Source organism: Flavobacterium solisilvae, from assembly GCF_012911605.1.
Classification (GTDB): Bacteria; Bacteroidota; Bacteroidia; order Flavobacteriales; family Flavobacteriaceae; genus Flavobacterium; species Flavobacterium solisilvae.
Map to the genome: position 1 here is coordinate 1 of NZ_JAAMPT010000180.1, position 4,386 is coordinate 4,386.

The window sequence follows — 4,386 nt, forward strand, 5'->3', positions numbered from 1 at the left end:
GTTGCGAGCTATTCCTTGTATATGTTGCATCACTAAAAATAATGAATTTATCTTTTTCTTACAAATATTTTACTATATTTGGTACTAGGATTGTGGAGGTTTTTTCACAGTCTGACGTTATGCCTCATTCTATGGACGACCGTGCTAACTCCAAACTTTCGGGCTGACAAACAAAAAGCGACCGACAATTTTTTACAAATTCTGCTTATCTAAAAAATAAAAGTTTATTTCTGTGATTTTTGAATGACCGTTGCGAATAATTAGGAAAATAGTGTTCAATTTAAAATATACAGACAATGAACTTTAAGAAAATTTATCCTCTTTTTTGTGGCGTAGCTATTATGCTTGTTATCATTTGCTCCTTTAAAGTAAAGATTACGCAAACTGTAAGCAACTTATCTGCAAATAATGCAGAAACCCAAATCTTTCTCATAGAACTTGTACACATAAACCCACTTGCCTATGAAAAAGGAAGATAAATTCCTTTCGGTAATAGACAGTCATAAGGGTATTTTGTATAAGGTGGCGAATAACTATTGCAAGAATAGCGAAGACAGAAAGGATTTAATACAGGAAATAATCTACCAGCTTTGGAAAGGATTTGACAATTACAATCCGCAGTTTCAATACTCTACTTGGATATATCGCATTTCATTAAATGTAGCAATCTCATTCTATCGAAAACAGCGGACTATTACTCAAAACAAAGTTGATATAGACGATAGTTTGCTTGTTGTTTCTGACATTTTATTTAATCAGGAAATGGAAGACAATTTGAACTTGCTACAACAGTTCATATACGAATTGAAAGAAATGGACAAAGCCATAATGCTACTGTATTTGGAACAAAAATCTCATAAAGAGATAGCCGAAATTATAGGTATAAGCGAAAGTAACGCTGGCACTAAGGTCAGCAGAATTAAAATGTTATTAACTCAAAAATTTAAAAAATAAAAAAAATGGAACATACAGAAGTTTTAAACCTATGGAAAATGTATGACGACAAAGTAGAACAAGCATTGTCGCTCAACAAAAAAAATACGCAAGAAATATTGCGGATAAAAACAAAATCAACATTATCTGAAATGAAACCGATAAAAATATTTACACTATTTGTCGGTATTATTTGGGTGCTGTTTGGCGGTATTATTGTTACAAATCTTTTTGTGAATGCGTATGATAAGATAAGTTTATTTTTCCTCTATTCGGCTGCTGCACAGCTTTTATTGACTGCCGTTGCAATTGGTATTTACATTTATCAGCTAATAATGATTTCTAATGTAAACATTTCTGAAAGCGTTGTTACTGCTCAAAAAAAGTTATCCTACTTAAAAGGTTCAACGCTGTGGTCTGCAAAAATTCTCTTGTTACAGTTACCCTTTTGGACAACCTTTTATTTGTCAAAAGAAATGATAGTTAGCGGAAATATTGCCTACATTCTTGTAAACGGTTTCTTTACTTTATTATTTACTTATTGGGCTGTTTGGTTATTTGCCAATATCAAATATTCAAACAGAGATAAAAAATGGTTCAAAATGATTTTTGAAGGTAAAGAATGGACACCGATTATTAACTCTATTGAATTTTACAAAGAAATTGAGCAATATGAAAAAAGTCAAGACAGCAAATAATGATGAAATCCGAAGAGTACAGGCAACTCTTTTCATTGACGAACCATTTAAGGAAAGCATTGAAAAAATCAGAAGAAAATATAATCCTGAACAGTACAGCTTAATTGGGTGTCATATCACTTTGCTAAGAGATGATGAACTAACAGACATTGAAAATGTAACTAAAAATCTTTCAGAATTAAATGAGTATATGTTAGAAATAAATTTTGGAAATCTCCGTAGGTCTGATGACGGCAAAGGCGTACTAATTGAGGGAAAAGGAAGTAATCATTCGTTTCATTCATTGAGGGAAAAATTATTAGCAAATACGGGAATTAATAACATCTCAATTTTACATCCACACATAACACTCATTCATCCACGAAACGGAAATTGCACAGATGAAATATTTGAGAAATTAAAAAAACAAAAACTGCCGTCCAAAATTGCGTTCAAAACCGTTTCGATTATTGAACAACTAAATGGCGGTAAATGGAATATCGTAAATCAATTTAATCTAAAATAAATAGTAGTATGAAAATCTTAAAAAACAAATTCTTTCTTCTTTCAACCCTTGTTATTATTCTTTTGTATTCGTGTCAAAATAATACAGAAAACAAATCTTCTAACACCAATCAGACAACTGCAATGAAAGACAACATTACTGCCTCCGATACCATAAAAACATTTTTAATGAATAGCACGGTGCAGGATTTTTACAAAAACAAACAAAATAGTAGTGTTGAATTTCGCAATGTTTTTCTTAAACTGTATGAAACAGAAACGTATTTGATATGTGGCGAATTTTTAGAAAAAAAACAACCCGAAAAATGGGTTGATTTTGCAACGCTGAAAACAGAAGGCTACGAACTTTGGATAGGTGGCAATGCAACAACTTACTGCAACGATGCCAAAACTATTTCATCATCAACCGAAGATTTAGCCACTTTATTAAATACACAGCTTAAAAGTTTGCAAGGAGTTTCCGGCAAATGATTTTACAATAATTTAGAAACTAAAAAATGAAAAATAAGTTATCACATTTCGCAATTTATACTGACGATGTTAGTAGGGCAAAAGATTTTTACAGCAAAGTTTTTGAATGGGGTTTTCAGTCCTTTGGACAGCAAGACTTTTTACAAATTAAAGACGACAATTCAGATAAAGGAGAATTAATTGGTGCTTTGCAGTCAAGAAATTATTCTCCTATTCCCGAAAAAATAATTGGCTTGGAATGTACCATTAGCGTTGAAAATGTGGACGATATTATTGAACGAGTAAAAAATAATGGCGGACAAATTTTAATGCCAAAAACTGTTATTCCTTATGTGGGTTGGATTACAAAGTTTTTGGACACTGACGGAAATTTGATTTGTGCAATGCAATACGACAACAATGCAAGATGATAAAAGCAAGACCAATACACCCCGATTTTCAATTTTTCTTAGACCTTAAAAGCCAAGAAGTCATTGATTTATACAGCAACCTACGGCATTACATTTTAGAGTTAAACCCAGACAGTAATGAACTTTTATATCACACCCACGCCTTGACAGCCGTTTTTTCAATTTCCGAAAAACTATCAGATGCGTTTTGTATGATACCAATTTATACCAACCACTTAAGCTTAGGATTTAACAAAGGAACTCTTTTGAAAGACCCAAATAAACTGCTAACAGGAACAGGTAATTTAATCAGGCATATAGACGTAAAAGCAACAATCGATTACAGAAACCCGAAAGTAAAAGCATTGGTACAAGAAGCTATTGACTTTGCAATTAAGGACAAAGACAAACCAACAAAATTCGTGGGACAAACATTTTCAAAAATAAAGACCAACCACTGACGAACAGAAGAACGAGGCATAACAAGGGTTTTGCGTCAGGCGGGCTGAAGTGCTAAATTGAACATTCGTACTTTTTTGTAACTTTGGTGCAAGGTTGAACATTCGTGCTTCTAATCCCGCCCGAACGCAAAGCCCCAAACCGTTAGCAGTAATGCGCCAAAAAACCAACAAAATCGACAAAAAAAGACAAAAAAATGAAATCTAATTTTTTGAAACCTACATTAATTTTTTGTCTCATTGCAATTTTTATTCCTGGATTAACAGGAAACTTGTTTTTCTCACTTCAAAATCTGACAGAAAAAATTAGTTTAAATTGTGTTAATTATTGGAATTTAGTATGGATTTTGACAAGTTTTTTAGCTTTTACTTTGCCGATTATTTTTATTAAAAACCTAATGAAAACTAAAAATCTAACTTTGACAAAACTGACTCTTTTTAATTTTATAGAATATCTTTGTTTACAAGCCTGCTTAGCAAGAATATATATTGATGCAGAAACGTTATGTTACGGAACAGGTGAAGATGGTGTAGAAATTTACTTTACTGGCTGGTTAGCTTTACCAATTATACTATGTTTAAGTTTTTTATTTAAACATTTATCAAAATCATTTTAAATTGAATGAAAAAAAATGAAAAAAAAAACATATTTACAAAAAAGCATAAGAGTAAAAAATGAAAGCACTACTGCTAACAGCGGTTTTAAGAAATTGGGGTTTTCGGCTTAATTTAAAGTTTATTTTGTACTTTTGAATTCCAGTGTTTAATCGAAAGTTTCGGGCTTACAAATCCCCAACTTCTTAAAGCCTCAAAACGTCAGGTTGTGAAAAAACTTCATTTTCAATACAAATTCACTTAATTAAAAGCTTATAAATTGATTTTAAGCCAAGGTATATTTTGAAGTAGTTTGATTTGTTCCCAAAATGATACGAA

General features: G+C 31.7%; 7 protein-coding genes. All 7 read left to right on the forward strand.

Annotation, left to right across the window (positions count from 1 at the left end):
• Nucleotides 1-462: 462 nt before the first annotated feature.
• Nucleotides 463-954, forward strand: coding sequence for an RNA polymerase sigma factor (locus G6042_RS00950; protein ID WP_235933155.1), 492 nt, complete (start codon nucleotides 463-465; stop codon nucleotides 952-954).
• A gap of 5 nt (nucleotides 955-959) precedes the next feature.
• Nucleotides 960-1,631 (forward strand): hypothetical protein, encoded by a 672-nt coding sequence (locus tag G6042_RS00955; protein ID WP_169522396.1) that lies wholly within the window; start codon nucleotides 960-962, stop codon nucleotides 1,629-1,631.
• The gene (locus G6042_RS00960) at nucleotides 1,606-2,136 is read left to right on the forward strand and encodes a 2'-5' RNA ligase family protein (RefSeq protein ID WP_169522397.1); all 531 of its coding nucleotides are present in this window, start codon (nucleotides 1,606-1,608) and stop codon (nucleotides 2,134-2,136) included. The genes G6042_RS00955 and G6042_RS00960 overlap by 26 nt, the downstream gene beginning before the upstream one ends.
• Nucleotides 2,137-2,144: 8 nt before the next feature.
• On the forward strand, nucleotides 2,145-2,606 hold the full coding sequence (locus G6042_RS00965) for a hypothetical protein (protein ID WP_169522398.1): 462 nt from the start codon (nucleotides 2,145-2,147) through the stop codon (nucleotides 2,604-2,606).
• Between the two features lie 26 nt (nucleotides 2,607-2,632).
• On the forward strand, nucleotides 2,633-3,016 hold the full coding sequence (locus tag G6042_RS00970; RefSeq protein WP_169522399.1) for a VOC family protein: 384 nt from the start codon (nucleotides 2,633-2,635) through the stop codon (nucleotides 3,014-3,016).
• Nucleotides 3,013-3,456, forward strand: coding sequence for a DUF1801 domain-containing protein (locus tag G6042_RS00975; RefSeq protein WP_169522400.1), 444 nt, complete (start codon nucleotides 3,013-3,015; stop codon nucleotides 3,454-3,456). The genes G6042_RS00970 and G6042_RS00975 overlap by 4 nt, the downstream gene beginning before the upstream one ends.
• Before the next feature lie 194 nt (nucleotides 3,457-3,650).
• Entirely contained in the window at nucleotides 3,651-4,070 is a 420-nt protein-coding gene (locus G6042_RS00980) for a hypothetical protein (RefSeq protein WP_103727178.1), read from the forward strand.
• The last annotated feature ends 316 nt before the right edge of the window (nucleotides 4,071-4,386 follow it).

What these genes read in the sequence shown, in the direction of transcription:
- G6042_RS00950 (WP_235933155.1), top strand. Translation starts at nt 463, where the DNA reads ATGAAAAAGGAAGATAAATTCCTTTCGGTAATAGACAGTCATAAGGGT.
- G6042_RS00970 (WP_169522399.1), top strand. Translation starts at nt 2,633, where the DNA reads ATGAAAAATAAGTTATCACATTTCGCAATTTATACTGACGATGTTAGT.
- G6042_RS00955 (WP_169522396.1), top strand. Translation starts at nt 960, where the DNA reads ATGGAACATACAGAAGTTTTAAACCTATGGAAAATGTATGACGACAAA.
- G6042_RS00965 (WP_169522398.1), top strand. Translation starts at nt 2,145, where the DNA reads ATGAAAATCTTAAAAAACAAATTCTTTCTTCTTTCAACCCTTGTTATT.
- G6042_RS00960 (WP_169522397.1), top strand. Translation starts at nt 1,606, where the DNA reads ATGAAAAAAGTCAAGACAGCAAATAATGATGAAATCCGAAGAGTACAG.
- G6042_RS00975 (WP_169522400.1), top strand. Translation starts at nt 3,013, where the DNA reads ATGATAAAAGCAAGACCAATACACCCCGATTTTCAATTTTTCTTAGAC.
- G6042_RS00980 (WP_103727178.1), top strand. Translation starts at nt 3,651, where the DNA reads ATGAAATCTAATTTTTTGAAACCTACATTAATTTTTTGTCTCATTGCA.